17 protein-coding genes are annotated in these 21,640 nt (G+C 35.8%); 2 read left to right on the forward strand and 15 right to left on the reverse strand.

Going from position 1 to position 21,640, the window contains the following annotated elements:
• Positions 1 to 202: 202 nt before the first annotated feature.
• The 7 genes from FHY60_RS10565 to FHY60_RS10595 form a co-directional block, all read right to left on the reverse strand.
• Complete coding sequence (locus FHY60_RS10565) at positions 203 to 1,378, reverse strand: sugar ABC transporter permease (RefSeq protein WP_139904927.1); 1,176 nt, start codon at positions 1,376 to 1,378, stop codon at positions 203 to 205.
• Between the two features lie 17 nt (positions 1,379 to 1,395).
• Positions 1,396 to 2,916 carry an ATP-binding cassette domain-containing protein gene (locus FHY60_RS10570; protein ID WP_139904928.1) on the reverse strand — a complete coding sequence of 507 codons (1,521 nt, stop codon included), beginning with the start codon at positions 2,914 to 2,916 and terminating at the stop codon, positions 1,396 to 1,398.
• Positions 2,917 to 3,062: 146 nt separating this feature from the next.
• Positions 3,063 to 4,148, reverse strand: a complete 1,086-nt coding sequence (locus FHY60_RS10575; RefSeq protein WP_139904929.1) for a substrate-binding domain-containing protein — start codon at positions 4,146 to 4,148, stop codon at positions 3,063 to 3,065.
• 200 nt (positions 4,149 to 4,348) lie between these two features.
• On the reverse strand, positions 4,349 to 5,422 hold the full coding sequence (locus FHY60_RS10580) for a sugar ABC transporter substrate-binding protein (RefSeq protein ID WP_243122134.1): 1,074 nt from the start codon (positions 5,420 to 5,422) through the stop codon (positions 4,349 to 4,351).
• Positions 5,415 to 7,025, reverse strand: a complete 1,611-nt coding sequence (locus tag FHY60_RS10585) for a response regulator transcription factor (protein ID WP_139904930.1) — start codon at positions 7,023 to 7,025, stop codon at positions 5,415 to 5,417. Before FHY60_RS10585 ends, FHY60_RS10580 begins: the two co-directional genes overlap by 8 nt.
• A gap of 15 nt (positions 7,026 to 7,040) precedes the next feature.
• Positions 7,041 to 8,543: a sensor histidine kinase gene (locus FHY60_RS10590; protein WP_139904931.1), complete on the reverse strand. Its 1,503-nt coding sequence runs from the start codon at positions 8,541 to 8,543 to the stop codon at positions 7,041 to 7,043.
• A gap of 28 nt (positions 8,544 to 8,571) precedes the next feature.
• Entirely contained in the window at positions 8,572 to 9,576 is a 1,005-nt protein-coding gene (locus tag FHY60_RS10595) for a substrate-binding domain-containing protein (RefSeq protein WP_139904932.1), read from the reverse strand.
• A 176-nt stretch (positions 9,577 to 9,752) separates the two neighbouring features.
• On the opposite strand from FHY60_RS10595, the gene FHY60_RS10600 reads away from it, so the two are divergent.
• Positions 9,753 to 10,439, forward strand: a complete 687-nt coding sequence (locus FHY60_RS10600; RefSeq protein ID WP_139904933.1) for a FadR/GntR family transcriptional regulator — start codon at positions 9,753 to 9,755, stop codon at positions 10,437 to 10,439.
• 144 nt (positions 10,440 to 10,583) lie between these two features.
• Positions 10,584 to 12,260, forward strand: a complete 1,677-nt coding sequence (gene ilvD / locus FHY60_RS10605) for a dihydroxy-acid dehydratase (protein ID WP_139904934.1) — start codon at positions 10,584 to 10,586, stop codon at positions 12,258 to 12,260.
• 34 nt (positions 12,261 to 12,294) lie between these two features.
• Here the strand turns inward: ilvD and FHY60_RS10610 are convergent, their stop codons facing one another.
• From FHY60_RS10610 to FHY60_RS10640, 8 genes are all read right to left on the reverse strand, one after another.
• A complete protein-coding gene (locus FHY60_RS10610) occupies positions 12,295 to 13,053 on the reverse strand; it encodes an ion channel (protein WP_139904935.1) in 759 nt (252 codons plus the stop codon).
• Positions 13,054 to 13,339: 286 nt separating this feature from the next.
• Entirely contained in the window at positions 13,340 to 14,542 is a 1,203-nt protein-coding gene (locus FHY60_RS10615) for an MFS transporter (RefSeq protein WP_139904936.1), read from the reverse strand.
• A 75-nt stretch (positions 14,543 to 14,617) separates the two neighbouring features.
• A complete protein-coding gene (locus tag FHY60_RS10620) occupies positions 14,618 to 15,955 on the reverse strand; it encodes a glycoside hydrolase family 30 protein (protein ID WP_139904937.1) in 1,338 nt (445 codons plus the stop codon).
• Between the two features lie 79 nt (positions 15,956 to 16,034).
• Positions 16,035 to 16,991 (reverse strand): LacI family DNA-binding transcriptional regulator, encoded by a 957-nt coding sequence (locus FHY60_RS10625; RefSeq protein WP_243122282.1) that lies wholly within the window; start codon positions 16,989 to 16,991, stop codon positions 16,035 to 16,037.
• Between the two features lie 194 nt (positions 16,992 to 17,185).
• Positions 17,186 to 17,941, reverse strand: a complete 756-nt coding sequence (locus FHY60_RS10630) for an AIM24 family protein (protein WP_139904939.1) — start codon at positions 17,939 to 17,941, stop codon at positions 17,186 to 17,188.
• A 235-nt stretch (positions 17,942 to 18,176) separates the two neighbouring features.
• Complete coding sequence (locus FHY60_RS10635) at positions 18,177 to 19,010, reverse strand: TolB family protein (protein ID WP_139904940.1); 834 nt, start codon at positions 19,008 to 19,010, stop codon at positions 18,177 to 18,179.
• 181 nt (positions 19,011 to 19,191) lie between these two features.
• The gene (locus FHY60_RS17925; RefSeq protein WP_180375392.1) at positions 19,192 to 19,335 is read right to left on the reverse strand and encodes a hypothetical protein; all 144 of its coding nucleotides are present in this window, start codon (positions 19,333 to 19,335) and stop codon (positions 19,192 to 19,194) included.
• 78 nt (positions 19,336 to 19,413) lie between these two features.
• On the reverse strand, positions 19,414 to 21,198 hold the full coding sequence (locus FHY60_RS10640; protein WP_139904941.1) for a methyl-accepting chemotaxis protein: 1,785 nt from the start codon (positions 21,196 to 21,198) through the stop codon (positions 19,414 to 19,416).
• Positions 21,199 to 21,640 lie beyond the last annotated feature (442 nt).

Genomic DNA, 21,640 nt, shown 5'->3' on the forward strand with positions numbered 1-21,640 from the left:
CTCCCCATAAAATTTTTATTCTAAATAATTGAATTCCAGAAGAAACTTCCATGGATAAACATGCTTCAATTAGAAAAAATAACTACATAGTTATTTTATCGGTCAATTTTAGCAACTCTTTAGGCTTAAAAAGAAAAATGAGCCCAGAATAGTCTGGGCCCACTTTTTTGGGGGGTGGTCTTTTGGTTATATCAAAGTATATTTAGGATCTCTTATTTCTAGTCTTAACATCAAAGATAACTGCTGCTACCAGCACTGCTCCTCTGATGATATACTGATAGGAAATTCCTACACCCATCAAATTCATTCCGTTGGTCAGAGATGAGATAACCAATGCTCCAATTATAGATCCGGTAACCTTACCTACACCACCGGCTGCTGATACTCCTCCAACATATGCTGCTGCAATGGCATCAAGTTCAAAACCTGTACCGGCAGTTATTGTTGCTGATTGTAAACGTGCGGTGTATAGTATTCCTGATAATGCAGCCAGCAGACTCATAGATGCATATACTATAAAAGTTATCTTACTGACATTTATACCACTTAATCTAGCTGCTTCTTTATTTCCACCCACAGCATATATATGTCTTCCTAATACTGTTTTGTTTGTTATGAAATGATAAACTGCAACTACTGCAATAACTATAACTACTGTCCAAGATAAACCGTTATACCCAGCAAGAATCCAAGTGATATAGGCTATAATCAATGAGATGAATACTAACTTTATCATAAACATGTTTAAAGATAAAACTTCAAAATTATATTTTAACTTGTTTTTTCTTGTTTTAAACTCACTCCATACATATAATCCTATTGCCAATACACCTAGAATGAGTGTCAAAACATGTATACCATCTACATTTGCTATGTCTGGAATATATCCAATACCAATAGCATTAAAGGTCTTATCTGGTATAACAATTGTTCCTGTACCTTCTGTAATCAGCAGTAATGCTCCTCTAAAAATCATCATTGCTGCAAGGGTTACAACAAAGGAAGGTATGCCCATTTTAGCTACCAGAAAACCGTTAAACATACCTATAAATATTCCCAGTATCAATACAATTATGATACATGCAAAAACCGGTAATCCCGTCTTTGTCAATAGAAGCGCAGCCACTGCGCCTAAGAAACCTGCTACAAACCCTACAGACAAATCTATATGGCTTATTATTAAAACCAGGGTCATACCAACAGCCAATACCGCAATATAACCTGTTTGGTTGATCAGGTTACTTATATTTCTTGAGTTTGTGAATAAACCACCGGTAGTTATTGAAAAAATAATCATGATAGCTACAAGTGCAATATACATTCCGTATTCTCGGATATTTTGCTTTATTAATTGTTTTGCTTCCTTTAATAATCCCATGACTAATCCTCCATTTACTAATCTGTTGCCAACTTCATTATTTTTTCTTGGGTAGCCTCTTCTTGCAGCATCTCGCCAACTATTCTTCCTTCTGACATTACATAGATCCTATCACTCATGCCGAGTACCTCTGGTAGTTCAGAAGAAATCATAATTATGCTCATACCCTGCTGTACAAGTTCATTCATCAAGGTATAAATTTCGTATTTTGCTCCTACGTCAATACCTCTCGTAGGCTCGTCCAAAATAAGTATTTTAGGTTTCGCAAAGAGCCATTTTGCCAGTGACACCTTTTGCTGATTACCACCGCTCAAATTGCCCACCTTTTGTTCAATACTAGGTGCTTTGATACCAATGGAAGCTTTATATTCATTTGCAATTTTAACTTCCTCATTATCATTTATTACACCGTTCTTAGCTAACTCTTTTAGATTAGCTAAGCTTATATTTGTTCTTATATCGTTAATCAGAATTAAGCCATTACCTTTTCTATCCTCTGTAACGTAAGCGATTCCTGCATGAATCGCATCACTAGGGCTCTTGAACTGCTTCTTTTCATTGTCTACATATAAATCCCCATCTACATCATAGTCTTTAGCATTTCCAAAAAGACTTAAGGCAAATTCTGTACGACCAGCTCCCATCAGTCCTGCAATACCAACTATTTCACCTTTTCTTACGTTAAGGGTTACATTCTTAAGTATTGTTCTTCCCAATTTTGGATCATAAGCGCTCCAATTAATTACCTCTAATACATTATCTCCGAATTGTTTCTTTTTTCGTTTTGGATAGATATCTTCTATTTCACGGCCAACCATGTGTTTAATTATTTTATTCTCTAATATCAATTCTGCATTGGCATCCATGGTGGTAATTGTCTTTCCATCACGGAGTACAGTAATGGTGTCCGCTATGGCTGTAACTTCCTTAAGCTTATGAGAAATTAAAATTGATGTAACTCCATGTTCCTTAAGTTCTTTGATTAAATTCAGGAGATTTTCGCTGTCATTTTCATTCAAAGCCGCAGTAGGCTCGTCCAATATAAGTAGCTTTACATCCTTACTAAGGGCCTTAGCTATTTCCACCAGCTGTTGCTTTCCAACCCCTAGGTCTTTTATCTTTGCTGTAGGACTGATGTTCAGCTTAACTTTCTTTAACATCTCCTCTGCTTTGGTTATTGTCTCATTCCAGTCGATTACTCTGCCATTTTTTATTTCATGTCCTAAATATATATTTTCATAAACAGTCATTTCAGGTATAAGAGCCAGTTCTTGATATATAGTTGCAATTCCTACACTTTCGCTATCTTTTATACCAGAAAATTTTTGTACTTTTCCATTGAAAATTATATCTCCACTATATTCGCCATAAGGATAAACCCCACTCAATATCTTCATCAGGGTTGATTTTCCTGATCCATTTTCTCCTATGAGGCAATGAATTTCTCCTCTTTTTACTTGAAGATTAACTGAATCCAAGGCCTTAACCCCTGGAAATACTTTAGTAATGTTTTTCATCTCTAATATATAATCACTCATAGCTGAATTCGCTCCTCAATTAGACATTCATTTTCTCCAATTTATAGGCCAATCTTCCAATCACTTATACCCATTTGATATTTACCTTTATAAATGAATAGTGATAGTTAAACTATCACTATTCATTTTAATCTTCATTGATATTGTTATTTTAAACCAGTGAAATCTGATGCTTCGTAGTATTTTGAATCAATAAGAGCAGATTTTACATTATCCTGTTTAACTACTATAACTTCTGTCTGTTTAGCTTTAACATCGATCTTACCATTGTTGTAGGATCCTGTAGTTTCTGGAGTCTTGCCTTCCAATATAGCAACTGCCATATTAATTGCGTCCTTAACTAAGGTACGAACGTCTTTGAATACTGTCATTGACTGTCTTCCGTCAATAATGTACTGAATTGAAGCTTTTTCAGCATCTTGTCCAGTTACTTTGTAGCTCTTTACAGCATTATCAGCATCAAAAGCATCAGCTATAGCACGTGCAGTTCCATCGTTTGGAGCTAGTATAAATACGTCGCCCTTATCAGCGTCTGAAGCAGCTGTTAAGTGTGCTTCTGCCTTGTTCTTAGCTTCGTTGAAGTCCCAGTTGGTTGTTACTTGTCCTATAATCTTTGCCATTTCATCACGAGTAAGTTGAGGCTTTGACTGTAATGCAACAGCTTCGCTGGAGTTCTTAATTACAAATGTACCGTCAGCAATTTTGGGCTGTAATACATTCCATGCACCTTCGAAGAATAAGAAAGCATTGTTATCTGAAGCTGCACCGGCATATAGATATAATGGATTACCTTTGCCTTGTGCCTGATCAACTAGGTATTGAGCCTGTGCTTCTCCAACAGCAATACTATCGAAAGTTACATAGTAATCAACTGCATCTGTGTCAGTTATTAATCTGTCATAGGAAATAACTTTTATGCCTTCCTTCTTTGCAGCTTCTACTGCAGCACCAGCAGCACTACCGTCATGAGGACAAATTATAAGTACGTCAATGCCCTTTGCTATTAATGCTTCAACGTTTTCTTTTTCTTTAGCTGGTGATCCTTGGCTAAATAGAATTTCTACGGAGTACTTAGTGTCCTTTAATGCTTCTTTAAATCTTGTTTCATCTTGAACCCATCTTGGCTCATCTCTTGTTGGTAATACTATACCAACATTAACCTTTTTCTTTCCGCAGGCTGCAAGTCCAAAAACCATTAAAGCCATTAATAAGATTGATAGTAGTTTTTTCATTTTATCCCCTCCTATTTGTTATGTATACATTATCACATATAAAATATAGTTTGTCTCTGTAGACGTTTACTTACTTTCAGTAAAATTTTATCTTATTTTTTTGAATTAAAAAAAACACTAGTAATTTTTTGTGATAAAAAATTACTAGTGCGTAAAATATTATTATTTTTCAACTTTAATTATTATAAAAGGTCAATTTGCTAGTTTCTATAAACCTCATGTTTTTGATGGAAGCCATCTCTTATTATAGTGCTGTCCATATTTTCTTTGTTTACAGCAATTGGTTCCAGCACATAATACGGTATATCATATGCACCATTATTAATTGTCTGCACAATATTTAGAGGCTTATTTTCTACTAATCTTATAGCCATCTCTATGGTTGCCTCCGCCAGCTTTTCAATAGGTTTGTATATAGTCATATACTGGGTACCCTCTACGATTCTCTGGCAGGCCCATAAATCTGCATCCATACCTGTAACCGTTACCTTCCCTGTCAGCCTATGTTCTGATAAGGCTTCGATTACACCTTCTGCCAGGCTATCATTGCCGGCAATTATGGCATTTATTTTAACATTTTCCTGCAGGGCGGAATCCACTACCTTGAAGGCATACTCCTTAAGCCAGTTTGGAGCCCATTCTTCCGATAATATCTTTATTTCACCGCTTTCTATATAGGGGGTAAGCATTTCGTCATAGCCTTCTTTAATCATACTTGTGTTATTATCTGTCTTTGCACCGTTTACTATAAGCAGATTACCTGACTTCATATTGTCTAATATGGCACTGGCCATAAGCTTACCAACCTTTACGTTATCAAAAGAGATATACAGGTCAACATTTGCATTCAGCACAAGTCTATCATAGGAAATTACAGGAACACCCTCACGCTTAGCTAACTCAACAGCAGCAGCTGACTTATAATGGTCATTGGGTACGAAGATAAGCACATCTATATTCTGATCTAAAAGGTACTTCACCTGTTTAAGCTGATCCTGATCGTCATTATTGGCATTTTGAACTATAATCTCTGCACCTAATTCCTGAGCCTTTGCCATCAATATATCTCTATCCCTAATCCATCTCTCCTCCTTAAGTGTTCCAAGAGAAAATCCAATCTTTATTCTCTTTTTAGTACCGTTGTTACCCAGATTATTATCAGCTAGAGTGGAAGAAGGAATATTCAGGTCTCTTAATATGAAAGAAACCAGTATAGCCAATATGAGTAAAAGCATAGCTATAATGAAATTTTTAATCATCTTATCCTTAATCAATACGCTCACTTCCCATATTCAAAAATGTTCTGTATTCTGTTGGCGTCATTCCGGTTACCTTTTTAAAGGTTTTGCAGTAATAGTTGGGGTCATTATAGCCGATCTTTTGGCAAATTTCCTTTATACTTAAGTTTGGATTTGCCAAGAGTTTCATTGACTTTTCTAATCTCAATTCTGTTAAATAATCGGTAAAACTTTTCCCCATCTCGTCCTTAAATATCTTGCTAAAATAGTGATAGCTTAAGTTTACACTTTTAGCCACATCATTTAAGGAGATATCATTAGCATAATTCCTGTTAACATACTCTATTATAGCGGGAATAATACCTTCCTCATCGCTTTTCTTTTGCTTTTGAATTTCGAGACCTAAATCAGAAAGATAAGCTTTAAACTGTACCCTTAACTCATCGATGCCATTAATTTTTAAGATATTTAATACATAGGTATTTTTTAGCTTGTCTAACTCATTCAGTTTATATGGTAGTGTTTTTTCTGCAAGAAATATTAAATCTATTAGCTTGGACTTAATTTTGTCAATATCCTCTCCATGAGCATTGATCATCCAAACAAATATTTCCTCAAAGACTTCCTTTGCTTCCTTTATATTTGCAGTAAGAAGGGAATTTGAAAATACACTTTCCTTGTGGATAGGATAGCTTTCTATGTCTCCTGCTGAAGAATCAGCATCTTCAATATGAGTAACTGTTTGATCGTTTGTCTTAGAAGCTGCTATATATGCCTCACTGCAGGACTTTACAAAATTTTCTATATCGTATTTTCTGCCAATACCTATATGATATTTTATAGTTGTCAAGCCTTTAAGCTTTTCAGTAACTCTCTTACCAATGTCAATGGATTTCATCCTAATGAATTCATCAGGCTCCTCTTCATCGGCGGGCACATATACAATAATTCTGTCTGATACCGGACTTCCTATAAGGCATGGACAGATTGATTTAAATTTAGCCGTGAAAACTTCCATAAAGTTTTGCTTTTGTTGATTCAACTTTAAGTTATCTTCCTTATTTTTATTCTCAGCATCATGAAATAGAACCGTCATAGCATATCCATGTTTTAAATCCATTGCAAAGATGCTTTCATAAAACTCCATCTCCTTTGACATACCTGTGCCAAACAGCTTGTCCGATATAAATTGTGCTTCCAATGATGGAATTAACTTATTCATTCTCTCCCTAAGTTCAATTTCTCTTATCAAATTAGCACGCTTTTTATATATTTCAGCACTAATATTGTTAATGGTTTCTATGAGTTTATTTTTATTTATTGGTTTTAAAAGATATTCAAAAACACCTAAATTTAAAGCCTCTTTTGCATAGTCAAAGTACTCGTAAGCTGTAAGGATAACAAAAACCGTATCACTATTAACCTGCTTTATTTGTCTTATTGCTTCAATACCATCAATACCAGGCATATGGATATCGATAAAAACTATATCCGGTTTTAGTCCCAAAGCCTTCTCTATAGCCTCTCTACCGGAACTGGCAGTGCCGACTATATCTATATCTTTTATGTTTTTTGATATAATCATCTTTAAGGATTCTAAAACTAGATATTCATCGTCTGCTATTAACATTTTTAACATACTATCCGCCTCCTTTTATTGAGGATTTACTATTTGAGGTAATATTAAGGTCACCTTGGTGCCTTGTCCAATCTCGCTTTCTATATTCACCAACTTCTGCTTATCCGCAATATTGAAAAGGTACTGTAATCTCTGTATAACATTATTTATTCCTATGCCATTAACATGTTTTTGAAATGTAACTTCTTCCTGTTCTGATCCCAGTATACCTTGTATACACGCTGAGTCCATGCCCTTGCCGTTATCTATAATCTCGATGTGAACTGAGTCACCAGAATTTTTAACATTCATATGAATTTCCCCGTTTCTCTCTAAATCCTGCAAGCCGTGAATGTATGCATTTTCAACGATGGGTTGTATGGTAATCCTTGGTATCTTCACATCCAGAGTGCTTTCATCTATGTTACTGTAAAAGGTTATTCTGCTTCCAAAGCGTATTTTTAGAACCTGCATATAGTTCTTTACATATTCAATTTCCTCTCTCAAGGTCACCAGCTCTTCTATATTTTTCAAATTATATCTGAAAAGCTGGGCTATATTTTCCATGAACTCAGAGGATTTATCCGCCCCCTCTATCATTGCCAGCTGCGATGCCGCATTTAGAGTATTGAAGAGAAAATGCGGGTTAATTTGTGATTGAAGGAACTTTAGCTCTGCCTCCTTCAGCAAACTTTTCATTTTCAAATTATTCAGTTCTTGCTCCTTAAGCCTTTTTTCTACTTCTGCATGTTCCTTTAATTCATCTATATAATTCCTAATACTTTTTGCCATCTTAATAAAGGCACTGGCTAAAATGTCAGTTTCATCCCCGGTGTGGGTTTGTGTCAGCTCTATATCAAAATCTCCTACAGAAATTTTCTCTGCTGAATGTGAGAGCTGTGCCAAAGGCTTTGTTAGTCGATATGTTGATATTATCGCTATAAAAAGGTTTACAAGTATGGTGGCAATTATTATGAGTACATTGAAGTAGCTCATAAATTCCATCTTTTTATTTATACTTTCAGCCTTCTCAGACCCGCTCTTTAGTTTGATATCTAAAAGCTTAGTATCATATAACTTAATATAATCACTGATTTCTTGGGTTCTATTAAAGTGAGCTATATACTTACTGCTTATTCTTCCACGCTTTGCCTGAATGGCCTTATCACTTTCAGACATTAGCTCATCCAGCATATAGCCTATGTCTTTAAGCACTAATTTTTCATAGTCATAGTCCAAAGTTTTAGGTATCTGCCTAGTTATTTCATTTAGATGATTGCTGCAGTTGTAATAACTTGTTAAGCTATCAGAAGAGGGTGTGGTCAAATATTTCTCAAGGGCAGTCATCATTTCATTAACGGTTTCCTTCAGATTGTTTAAGTACACATAGTCAGTTATTAGATAGTTAGTGTTTTTTAATACTGTTTTAGCATTATAAAAGGAATAAACACTTGTTACACTCAATAATGCTATAGTCAGAAGAAAGTACATAATCAGTTTTTTTCTTATACCAAAAAACTTAAATATATCACGATTCATACTTCAATCACCTGCCTTATATACCTCCTTATTTTTCCTCATCTATCCTTATAAACTTGTCAAGATTTTCCTTTGAAATTACTTTTACTTCCGTATCGATAAAAGTAGGAACTGACTTACCGTTTTTTATGTCCACCATTGTTTTCAAGCTTTCATAGCCCATCTTATATGGATTACTGGCTACTGTTCCAAAAATTATTTCCTTATCTATGTAGCGTAATATTTCATCAGAACCGCCATAACCCACTAAGACAATATCTCCAACCATGTTTCTGTCAACAATAAACTGGGCACACCCTAAGGTATCTGCGGAACTTACAGTAAATATGGCATTTATATTATCCTCTGAATCGATGATTTTTTGTGTTATTTCTTCTGCACTCAAAATTCCCATTTTTGAAGTATAAGTTTTTATAATTTTCATATCTGGATAGTCCCTCAGAGCGCTTATAAATCCATTCATCTTCAAGTTATGTTCCATTGACCCCTGATTTAAATCGTTACTTGATATTATTGCTATGTTGGCTTTTCCTCCTGTAGCCTCTACAATCAGCTTGGCCGCTTCTCTTCCGATTATAAAACTGTTTGTGCCTACAAAGGCATTTCTTTTACTTTCGCTGTCATCATTTTCAAAGGTTATTACAGGTATTTGTCTATCATAGGCCTTATTTATGGTTTCCGTAAAATCTATTGCATTTGAAACATGAGTAATAATGCCATCTACCCTTGAAATAGTAGCTATGTCTAAATATTTTATTTCTTCCATCGGGTCATTAAAACGTGGAGCATAAACCTCTACCACCACATCGTTATCTTTTGCGGAAATTTCAACCCCTCTTATTACTTCGTTCCAAAATGGATCTACATAATTTTGAGCTATAAAATAAAAATGATATTTTGGCTTGGAAACCGGCAGCTTAATATCTTCGGTCCGCAGCCAATATAGTGTAAGACTTGCAAGTAAAATCAGTACTAGTAATATTGAGATGGCATGTTTATATAAAAACCCAACTGAATTTCTAATTATATTCATTTTATAATTTGTCCCCCAACAGTTTTTATGACAAAAAATACTATATTTATAAAAATTATATCATCAAATGCAGCCTCTGTAAAATCATATTTCCCTTGCCTTTAATCTTATTAATCACTTGAAAAATATTCCTATATATTGTATTCTTAAAAATTATAAAGTATGGGAGTGATGTTATGGCTAAGAGAGATAAGCTGCTGGCTGAGTCCGTTGCAGATGATATTCTTGCAATGATTACTATAGACAAAAGATTTGCACCGGGAGATAAGCTGCCTAATGAAAATGAGTTGTCAGCTGAGCTTCGCATAAGCAGAACCACCTTGCGAGAAGCAATCCGTATATTAGCTGCTCATAATATTTTAGAAATTAAGCGCGGTAAAGGCACCTATATTTCAGAAAATATAGACCTTGACGAAGATTTTAATCTTAGTGGCTTTTCCAATATAAGACTCAATATAAAGGACTTATTTGAAATGAGGCTCATTTTCGAGCCCAAAATAGCCTACTATGCAGCTAAACGCGCTACTGATAAGGAGTTAGAACGGATACTTTACTACGGAAATCTGGAAGAGAAAAAGATTCTAAACAATGAAGACCGTACAGAGGTAGAGCAGGCCTTCCATAACTCTATTGCAAAGGCTACCCATAATGAATTTATGAATAAGCTTATGCCAATTATTTATAAGGCCATTTATAAGGGAGTAATTTTATCAGACGAAAACCCTATGATGATACAGGAAACCATTGAGGATCACAGGATGATTATGGAGTTCCTTGCAAACCGTGATGCAATAGGTGCTGAAACTGCAATGAAACTACACATCATCCATGCTATGAGAGGCCTGGGTATTGATAATGATTAATTACAGCCAATAGACAATTGGATAGGAAAACAGTATATTGACAACAGACATCATACAACATACAATATTGTTAGACAACTCAAAATATTCTTGACAAGTTATCATATCAATTATTTTAAAAATATATAAAGAGGTGGGCTATTTATGAGAAGTGATTCAATTAAAAAAGGAAGCAAGAGTGCACCACATCGTTCACTGTTGAATGCTTTGGGGCTGACTAGGGAGGAAATGGAGCGACCGCTGATAGGTATCGTAAGTTCACAAAATGATATTGTACCCGGTCATATAAACTTGGATAAGATTGTGGAAGCTGTTAAAATGGGGGTTGCCATGGCCGGCGGTACTCCTATAGTCTTTCCTGCTATTGCTGTCTGTGACGGTATTGCTATGGGGCACTTAGGTATGAAGTATTCTCTGATCACCAGAGAGTTAATTGCTGATTCCACAGAAGCCATGGCCTTGGCTCATGCTTTTGATGCTCTTGTAATGGTTCCAAACTGTGATAAAAACGTTCCTGGTTTGTTAATGGCAGCTGCCAGAGTAAACATTCCTACAATTTTTGTCAGTGGTGGACCAATGCTGGCCGGAAAAGTAGATGGCTGCAAGACAAGCTTATCAAGTATGTTTGAGGCTGTTGGTGCTTACAATGCCGGTAAAATTACTGATGAGAAGTTGGAAGAGTTCGAAAATAAAGTTTGTCCAACTTGTGGTTCCTGCTCGGGCATGTATACTGCTAACAGTATGAATTGTTTGACAGAGGTTTTGGGAATGGCCTTAAAGGGAAACGGAACAATTCCTGCGGTTTACTCTGAGAGAATAAAACTTGCCAAACAAACTGGAATGAAGATTATGGAGCTGCTTGAAAAAGACATAAAACCAAGAGATATTATGACCTTGGATGCCTTCAAAAATGCATTGACAATGGACATGGCTCTTGGCTGCAGTACAAACAGTATGCTGCATTTACCTGCCATTGCCCATGAAGCAGGTATAGAGCTAAACATAGATTTGGCCAACGAAATCAGTGCAAAAACTCCAAATCTCTGCCATCTGGCACCAGCAGGTAACACCTACATGGAGGATTTAAATGAAGCCGGTGGCATATATGCAGTTATGAAAGAAATAGACAAGCTTGGCCTCCTAAAGACAGATTTAATCACCTGCACCGGGAAAACTGTTGCAGAAAATATAAAGGGCTGCTATAACCAGAATCCTGAAGTTATAAGACCTGCAGAAAATCCTTACAGCCAAACAGGCGGTATTGCAGTGCTCAGAGGTAACCTTGCTCCAGATTCCTGCGTAGTTAAGCGTTCTGCAGTAGTTCCGGAAATGTTAAAGCATCGAGGTCCTGCTAGAGTATTTGACTGTGAAGAAGATGCCCTTGAGGCTATAAATTCTGGTAAAATTGTGGATGGAGATGTTGTAGTAATCAGATACGAAGGTCCAAAGGGTGGTCCCGGTATGAGAGAGATGCTTAACCCCACTTCTGCAATTGCAGGAAGAGGGTTGGGAAGCACTGTTGCCCTTATAACTGACGGCCGCTTCAGTGGTGCCAGCAGAGGGGCATCCATAGGACATGTTTCACCTGAAGCAGCAGTAGGCGGCAACATTGCACTTGTTGAAGAAGGAGATATAATTGAAATAGATATCGATGCCAACACCATTAATTTCCTTGTAAGTGACGAAGAGTTGAAAAGAAGAAGAGCCAACTGGAAGCCAAGACCGCCAAAGATCACTTCCGGCGCCCTTGCCAGATATGCGGCTTTAGTAACCTCAGGTAACAGAGGGGCTATACTTGAACTACCAAAAAACTGCGTTTAGCGCAGTTTTTTAACATAAGAATTAAATTATAATTTTAGTTGTCTGAAGCCTTAAACAGCACAATAGGCACAATTATTATCCCCAGTATATAAGCACTCACCATTTCCATCATAGTGAGCAGATACATTATATTGCCTACTGGGTGCATATCACCGTAGCCTACTGTGAAAAAAGTTGTGGCGCTAAACCATAGGCAATCGGAAAAAGCTTTGGAGGATCTGTAATAATAGCTGATGGGGTCTTTTAGAAAATTGCCATCGAAGATACCATAATACAAGCTTGAGGGATAATTATGTATCATGTAGTATAAAACTGCATTCACGAATATTATTAACAGAACCATGGCTATAACAGCCAATATTATTTTTATGATTGTGGCTCTTGCAATTTTTCTGCTTACTACTGATAGGTAATTATTAAATGACAGACTGAAGAGGATAACTACTGCATATACTACAGAAATATATACAATTGGTATTATTTCTATAGTATGAATCCCTGCGTGAGGATGATATTCCAAGACTCTGACCAGTATGAAAACAGATAGCAAGATATTAATTATGTTCATGGCTGTAATAAGACCAAAACTTTTAAATTCTTTTTTCTTAATATTCTTGTTATAGTACCGGTAAGATGTCATAAGCAATACAGCCATACTTATATAAAATAGTATGTAGCTTTCTATAATATGTATAATTATTGTGCAAATCAGGTTCATAGCAATACCACTTATGATATTAATGTCCATGGAATATACCAAGTACATTAGTAATATAGCTATGGTTATAATCATAACATTATAAGCGGTAACAATAATAAAATACCCCCTTAACTTAAGGCAGCCTTACTTATGGTCTGCCTTTCCCATTACAGTATAATATATAATCAGAAGGTTTATCTTATGATTATATATTCCCATTATTTAACTTCATCACTTTATAGCCATACTATAATTCTACTATTCCTATCAAATTAACTTTTGTATATTTCTCAGATTTTTATAATAATACTAATTTAACTTTTCATATAAAATTTCCCTTGTTGACAGTGAAGCACTCATTAAATAGCAAAAAGGGGTCCTATTTAGACTCCTTTTGCTTAGTTTCCCCTTTTTTGAAGGTTAGTATCAAATACATAAAGAATATTGTACTGCTTAGCAGTGGTAATACAATCCTAATAGCAATTCTCATATCAAAATATAAGTTAAGTGCTAAGAAGATCAGTAAGCTTATTACCCTTCCAAAAACAACCGGTACTTCCAAGGCCGACATGTAATCCCCAACATTGCCTTTGCCTTGAGATGTTTTATCAATTAATTCATAAATAATGCTGTTAAATGGAATAGTCCAAAGGCAAGTAAACAGAGCGTTCAACAATGAATTTGCAACAACTCCGATAAAATTAGACCAAATAACCAATATTAACGTTGAACAAAAGATAATTAATGCTCCTATTCGAAATATTTTCTTTTGGTTCTTTTTGTTTAAGAAACGTCCTATTATATATGTAGCTCCGATGCTTAAAATAGATGTAACGGTAGTTAATTTCCCCATGTTAAGTTCATTTTGAAATATCATGTATACCAATAGTCCAAGCAACAGGCCAAAGGACCCATCCCTAAAGCCCATAAGAAATTTAGCCGCCATCAATTTCTTCCAGGCCTTATCTTTTTTTGATAGCAGTATTTTTACCACCTTGTATTCACCAAATTCTTTGATTTGAGTTAGGCAATATGACAGTAGTACCGCTGCCAGAAAAAGTATGAAACTTATGAAAAAAACCACATAATATCCCTGCAGTTTTTCCTTTGATACAATTATGTATCCAGAAATCACAGGTGCTATGGTACTCATTATTGCTGCCAAGGCCCCGGATACCCCAAAATAATAGGGACGATTTGAGCTATTTGTATAGTGATAAATCAAGGTATTTATTCCGTAGTAGTAAAAACCCACAGCACCACCGGATAGTACGCCCAAGTAAACAATATAATCACTGGTTTTTTCTCGAAGCAACAATATAGCAATATAAAATAGCAGATTAAAAAGTATTCCGAGTCTTATACAACTGGTTATACCTGACTTTCTTGATATAAAACCTGCTGAGATAAACATAAGTACTATTGTTATGCTGGATAGAATATTTTGAAATACTATATATTTCACATCTGAAGTTAATCTCCACATATATACATTTACAAAGGTAGCTGACAGTGCCGTGGATAGAGTAAATAAAGCTTGAACAAATATAAAAATGACAGCATCTTTACCTAGCTTTCTCATTCTATTTTCCTTTCACTTATTAATAGTAAAAACTTCATAATGCCCTTCACCACATTATGAAGTCTTGTTAAATTATTAATTTTTAAATATATAAGTTCCAATTGAATGTGGCTGCAGATTTAAGTTTAAAACTTTATCACCATAACCCAGTTTAAAGTCTACTGCTATATCTTTTTCATTGGAAACTACTGTAGCAATAGTTCCATCCTCATTTAAGAAGGAGGTTACAAGAAGATTATGGTTTGTATTTGTAACGCCAATTCTTACTGCACCGGGCTTTATATACTTACTGAAGTGACCTATATAATAGTAGGAACTTTCGTATATAAGTTCATTGGTTCTGGTATCTGCAATAATTGGAGCATCGCAGTAATTTCCAACGTGATTTGGACCACCTATTTCATCAAGAACGATATTCCAGTCCAAGTAGCCCTCAGTCCAGTTATTTAAATCCCCGATGATATTTCTTGCATATCTTTCTCCAGTAAACCATTCTCCAAGTTTAACTCCACCTTCTTGGCAGCCTTCTGTAAAGAGAAGATGCTTGTCCGGATACAATTCATGTACCTTACCTACATTTTCAAAGGCTTCACTTACATACCAGTGGAAACCGGTTCCCCATACATACTTTGCAGCCTCAGGGTCTGACATTACACCTGCAACTCTGTCAATCATAATGTCTCTGTTGTGATCCCAAATTAAAATTTTTACATCTTGAAGCCCTTCTTTATGCATAGTAGGTCCAAGATAATCTCTAACAAAATCTCTTTCTTCCAACTCTGAATATATGCAGGAGTCCCAAGTTTGAACAGCTGCCGGCTCATTTTGTACTGTTATAGCCCAGATATTTATGCCTTCCTTTTCATAAGCTTTAATAAACTTAGTATAGTATTTTGCCCAAACTTCTCTGTATTCCGGTAATAGTTTTCCTCCGTGATTCATGTCCTTATTTGTCTTCATCCAAGCCGGTGGACTCCATGGGGAAGCAAGTATTTTTATTTCCTCCCCTCTCATTTTCATAGCATCTTTTATAAGAGGAAGTACCCATTTCCTATCTCTTGAAATGTCAAAGGTCTTAAGTTCAACATCGTTATCTTCTACATAAGTATAATTTTCTAAAGCAAAGTCACAGCTGTGAATATGTACTCTGCCTATGCTGTAGCCCAGTCCTTTTTCCTTGTCATAGTATTTTTCTATAACCTCTTGTCTCTTGTCCCCGCTCATTCTAGATAGTGTATAGGCTGCCGCTTCAGTGAAGGCACCTCCAAAGCCTATTATTCTTTGATAGGTTTTAGTGGGATCCAATTGGATATCAACAGCTTCACCGGCTTTTCTTTCAAAACTTAAGCTTTCTTTTTCAGATAGTCTGTCTTTGGTATTCTTAGAAGTTAAAATTACTTTTACATCTGCCATTTTTATCTCTCCTTTATTTAAAATACTTATTGGTTATAGATTATGAAATTATATATTCAGATGCTTTTCATCACTAATGCTACTCATTGCATCTGGCTACTGAGTTTCGGATAATCAATTCAGGTGTTATCAGCCTGTTCTCTGTTGCCTCATTGTGATTTTTTATCCTTTTTAACAATAGATTTGCCAGCTTCTTGCCAGCTTCAAAAACCGGTTGTCTTATTGTTGTCATGGGTATCTCCGCTATTAGATCAAATAATAGGCCGTCAAAGCCTGCTATGGAAATTTCCTCAGGAATCTTAACATTTAATTCCTTTGCTGCTCTAATAGCTCCCACAGCCAGGATATCACTGGAGCAGAATATAGCTGTTGGCTTTTGTTCTACTATAAGTTGAAAACACTTTTCATAGCCATCCGCTTCTCTGTTGTGAACCTCTCTCACTAAAGATTCATTAAATTCAATGTTATGATGTTCTAAGGCTTTCTTGTATCCTTCAAATCTATCAAAAGTAAATCTCTTATCTTCATTTATCTTTAAGAAACCTATTCGCTTGTGTCCCATAGATATAAGATAATCAGTCATCATATAGGCTCCCTTGTAGTTGTTAATATCTACAGTATCTACATTGAGGTCTGTTTGGCCAAAAATTACATAAGGAACCTTTATTTTTTCGTTGATTATTATATCTTCATTGGTTTCCAGTCCCATCACAATTACGCCATCGCATCTTCTTGTAAAATTCAAATCCCTTTTTATTTGAAAAAAGTATTCTGCAGTGCTTAGTTCCTCACTTACTCCGGCAACCAGATGCATGACAAAGACATCGGATATGGTTAACTCTTGCGGGATATATAAATAAATTGAATTGGTATTATTTTGTGCCAAGGCTCTAGCAGCATGATTAGGTAGAAAGTCCAGTTCCTCTATGGCTTTCTCAACTCTTGCCCTTGTTTTCTCTTTTACTAACTCAGGACTGTTTATTACTCTTGATACGGTTATAACAGATACACCCGCTGCCTTAGCAACGTCCTTCATAGTAGTCAAAACCATAGCCTCCTTCCATAATGATAGCGCTATCATTAATAGATAAAAAAATAAATAAAAGATTAAGTTCCATTCATTTTGTTACCGTTATCATTTTTATTATAGCAAAGATAAAGTTTTTAAGTCAATAACAATTAATAAAAACAGCCCGACATGAGCCGAGCTATTTTCACTGGTCTATATTATTATACAGGAGCTATAAGTATTCTTCCAGTACCCCTATAAACATTAACAAGGCCTTCTCCTGACACTGCTGAGCCAATCATACTTTTACTTGATTTTTCCACCCTAAACTCTAAGGAGTTAGACCAGGCGATAGCATAATTTCCATCGATTCTAACTTCATCATTTTGTAGAACAAACTCTATTAGTTCACTTCGCGGTACAGGACTTTCCAGAACCACTACTCCGGCGCCCTGCAGACATAAATTAAACAAGCCTTCCTTACCTAATATTGCGGAAGAAAGATTTGTTCTGGCAACTACACTTTGTCGTATTCTAGAGTCACAGGCCAAGAAGAGCCCATCATCCAGTACTATTCCCCCTGCCCAATCCGATACCTCTTCAAGGAGAATGTGTTTATAAGTGGGTTCTAACATCAGCAATCCGTTACCTTGATATTTTGGCTTAATTGCAGATTCCTTTGTTACCTTTGAAGCCAAAGCCTTACCAAATAAATCACCTAAACCCTTAACATCCGCAACCATGCTTACTGCTCCTGCGGTCCATTGCATAGCTCCGGCACTTATTGTATAGGCATTTCCCTTTAATTCGATCAATACCTGTCTCTTCCTCACATTCATTTGCGAAGCAAAATATGCATCAACGGCATTTGAGGAAGTTACACTTAAATCCTTCTTGTATTCAAGAACTTTTACGTCGCCTTTGGCTTCCACCACTTCTATGTTTTTATTTTCAAATAGGTTTCTGCAGGTTACCATTACTAACTCCTCCTTATAAAACTATTTATTACCATAATACAGTTATAAACAACCCCTGTCAATTTATTCCACAGATAATAGTGAGCAAGAGAAAGAAGTTGGAGAGCAACTTCTTTCAATAGACAAATGTCAATAAAAAATTGCGTTGTTACGCGATTTTCATTTTAAACGCAACATCTCCTTATAAAAACAAGAGCTGCCGCTTTTTATAAGTGCGACAGCCCATTTTCAAACATTATAGCTCGTATGAAACAAAAGCAAATTCTTCACTGTTGGGATTCCATGAGTTTACATTCATAGTTCCTTGTCCACCAAATAAATCCATCAATGTCTCCACTTTGCCGCCATTGGCTGACATCAGTCTTATCTTTACATCTTTATTAGCAGGATGATCTCCCGGCTGTACCTGGTCTTTATAATAAGAAATGAAGACAACTTTCTCTCCGTCCGGTGATATATGTGGGAACCAATTATTAAATTCATCATCCGTCATTTGAGTTTGCTCAGTTCCGTCGTTTTTCATGCGCCAGATCTGCATAAGACCACTGCGCACAGAATTAAACCAAATATACTTTCCGTCCGGTGAATATTCAGGACCATCGTCTAAACCCTCTGCAGTAGTAAGACGAACTTCTTCTCCACCTTCTGCCGGTATAATATAAATATCATAATTTCCATTACGTTCAGCGCAGTAGGCTAGTGTTTTTCCATCCGGTGACCAGCCGTGCAGATAGCTTGGAGTCATTTCTGTTACCAAGCGAGGTTCTCCTCCTTCAAGGGGCAGGATCCAGATTCGGGAAGCTCCAAAGTCATCAGTACCGGAGCTTATAGCTATCTGTTTGCCATCTGAACTCAACACATGGTCGTTATTACAGCTTGTACATCTGCCTGTATCAATAAGTGTTGATTCTTTACTCTCTAAATTGAACAAATATATATATCCATTGGAGTTATATACAAGGTTCTTCCCGTCCATTGTCCAGTTAGGTGCTTCAATGTGATAATCAAACACCTTAACAACCCGTCTTTCTGCTGTTTTAATGTTATAAATCTGCAATATACTTTTCATAGTTGCCTCCTTACATTTGATGAATGAAGTTAGCATTAATTATACTCTTATATTTGATTTCAATCAATTTTTACCATATTATAAGCTTAGTCTGCAGTGACCTTTATCTTTTCTAATTTCTTGTCTAGTTCATCCAGCACCTCCCATGACACGGAGAAGAATGGCATATGAGCTAGTTCTCTCAAAGTTTTATATTTCCCAGCCTTGCATCCATGTAATCTCCATATGGGAATATAAGACACAGCTGGTAAACATTTCTATTAGAAAAAGTACCTTTGCTAATGCCTTTTTCAACCTTCTTACACAGGAAAAACTGCTTTCTCATTTTTTAGAAACTTACTTTTTAGTAATAACTCTTCAAACTATCTTATGTTTTATTTGGACAATTCTAAGGAACTAAGAATCAAACCAATTTAAATTCTCCGATTATCCTGCTCATTTCTTCAGACATTTGAGCCTGGTTAGTCGCTGTCTTGGCAATTTCCTCTAGTGCCCTTGCCGTCTCTGCTATGCTTATTGATATGCTTTCAGAATTATCAAGGTCTTCCTGGGTGGTTGCAGAAACCCTCTGCATTGCAACTCCAATTTGCTTCATTGCCTCAGCTACTTCCACAGCTGAGTTGGCAATATCATTTGAAACTTTGCTGATGAGTTCAGCATCTTTGGCATATTCATTACTTGCCTCTACGAAATAAGTATAATCCGGCCTAACGTTTTCCTTTACATACTTTAACACATCAGTAGCAGCTTTTGACAGATTATCAAAGGCAGCTTGTACACGTATAACTATATTCTGTATTTGTGTTACTGTGCTTGATGACTGATCTGCAAGCTTTCTTACTTCATCTGCAACAACTGCAAACCCCCTTCCATGTTCTCCAGCCCTAGCAGCTTCAATGGCTGCATTCAAGGAAAGCAGATTAGTCTGTTCCGCAATCTGGCCAATAGTTTCGGCCATAATTCTAACTTCATTAACTATCTTTCCCTCATTTATGGCATCAGTTATCTTTGCTTGATTTATAGTATACAGCTCTTCGGATACCTTAAGGGATTCATCAGTCTTATTCTTTATTTCAAACGCACGCTTTTCAATGTCTTTGGCTATCTTGTTACCCGCTTGTGCCTTCTCAGACAGACTATTTATTGTGTTGCTGGAGTTCATTGTGGATACGGTTACTTCCTCTGTCAAGTCACTTAATCCTTTAGTCCCCTGTACTATTACTTCAGTGTTTGAATTTACTTCATCCATTCTTGAAGATATTTCCTCAATGGTTGCAGACAGCTCTTCACTGCCAGCTCCAATATTATGAGACATATCGGTTACATTATTTATGATGGCTTTTATACTATCTTTAGTTTCTATCAAAGCTCTGGATATTTTAGAAAATTCATCTCTTCCGTTTACCTCAATATCAATGCTCAAGTCCTTATTCTTTAATATATTTGCATAAGCAAGGATCTTCTTCACTTGTGAGCCGAGATTTGCTGTAATTATAATAGATATTAAAATTGATAATATTATTGTAGCAATCAATATGCTGGCAGATAATTTAATAGCACTGTTAAATACTTCCTCATTTTTCTTACTGGCTAGGTCTGCCTGCTCTCGGTTATATTTAATCAATGCCTCTAAAACCATATCAATTTTATTAGCAACACCATTCAACATGGTTGATACAATCTCTTTACTTTTATCTTTTTTCTCATAAGCCTTAATAAAAGTATTTTTCATATCTTCATATGAACTGTATTGGGTTGTTAGCTGCTCCAGTAAATTTTGGTTTACTTTTGTATTAGCAATAGTCTGAAACTGACTTATTTGCTCATCTATTTTTTCTGTATTGCTCTTAAAGGATTCAAAAGTAGATACATCTTCATATCTGCCTAGTTCATTAGCTGCATTTATATCTAAAAATAAATACTCTCTAATACTGTGCAGTGCATCTATACTCTTTAAGTTATGCTCGTACATTAACTTGGATTGTACATTAATTTTTCTGATATTTAATATTGCCACCAAACTAGTTATAATCATGCAGATAATTAGCAGAGTATAACTCACATATAGTTTCGTTCTCAAATTTATTGAGTTTATCCCTATATACCTTTTACTTTTCCGGGGCATTTCCGCAGTTGTTAAAGCTTTCTTTTTGCTGCCAAACTTGTCCTTCCAAAATTTAATTTTCATGTGAATCCCCCTTAGTTTTTCATAATTTTCTCCGCTGCTTATACATACATTAATAATAAGTTACGAAATCGTATACTTGCTTATATATTACTACATAACAAACTTCTTTTCAAGCCAGATATCGTCACTAATCGATATGCCTCTACATATTTCCCTATCAATTGCTTCTCGTTTCCAGGATTTGAATGCAATTCTCACTTTAAACAGCGGGAGCTATAGGATAAAACGTTCCAGGTTAAACCGTCAGTCCGGTTCCTCTTTTGATGCATGACTGAAGATGGGTGCTCCAGAAGAAATCTATCCTGATTCTATATATACTGTGACAAATCAGCTTGTATTGAATGATTCAATTCCACTCCATGGTGTGTTGCTGATAGAAATTGATAAATTAGAATAAAAAGCCCGGTAATGATTTTAGAATGATAAATCATTTTAGGGAGCA

Origin of the sequence: Clostridium thermarum (genome assembly GCF_006351925.1) — a bacterium.
GTDB classification, from domain to species: domain Bacteria; phylum Bacillota; class Clostridia; order Clostridiales; family Clostridiaceae; genus Clostridium_AU; species Clostridium_AU thermarum.